This is a genomic window from Stenotrophomonas sp. INTA L402-1 (assembly GCF_059295135.1).
This window is the reverse complement of the sequence record NZ_JCAFWP010000125.1, coordinates 1-684: the sequence shown is the minus strand read 5'-3', so window position 1 is coordinate 684 and position 684 is coordinate 1. Positions and strand designations below refer to the sequence as shown.

The 684-nt window shown below is 53.5% G+C and carries 1 protein-coding gene and 1 pseudogene; both read right to left on the bottom strand.

Annotated elements, in window-relative coordinates; translation table 11 throughout:
* Window positions 1-305: pseudogene (locus tag AC5O77_RS21855) on the bottom strand (flagellar motor switch protein FliM); the annotation flags it as partial.
* A 4-nt stretch (window positions 306-309) separates the two neighbouring features.
* Window positions 310-684 (bottom strand): flagellar basal body-associated protein FliL (gene fliL, locus AC5O77_RS21850; RefSeq protein WP_494507185.1); only part of this gene is annotated, 375 nt, incomplete at its 5' end.

Genomic DNA, 684 nt, shown 5'->3' with positions numbered 1-684 from the left:
CGGTTGGTCGGCACCGGCAGGTTGCGGGCAAATTCATGGTACGGCTGAATGCGGATGGCCCCGACGGTAATATCCGGGCTACGGGGCAGCAGGTTGAACAGCCCCATACGAAAATGGCGAGCAAAGCGCTCATTAATGATTTCCAGCGCCTGCAAACGTTCGCGCACAACCCGTCGTTGGGTATTCGGATCGTACGGACGAATGTCACTTTCGCCGCTAACACTGGCTGTCGGTTCGTCTTTGACTTCGCTGTCGCCATTCAACAGCGCATCAATTTCAGCTTGAGAAAGAATACTATCGCCCATGTCGTTATCGCAGAATAAAAGCGGTATACAGCACGTCGGTGACATCCTGTTTCGGTTGCCCGGCAACAAGCGGGGTGGAAAGTGTGGTTTTAATCTCGGCAATCTGGTTTTTCTTGCATTCTTCTGTCGCCAGTACTGCAGCATCCTGACGCGAAAACAGTAACAGCAAACGGCTACGGACTTCCGGCAAATACTCACTCAGCCGCGAGCGGGTAGCTTCATCTTTCAGTCGCAGGGTTATGCCGATATAAAGCACGCTATCCGCATCGCACAAATTGACCGTAAAGGTATCCAGCTCATAGAAGACCGGGGAGGGCACGACGCGTTGCTGCGCTTTGTCGTCAGCGGCAACCTGATGCGAATGCCAGTAGCTGTAACC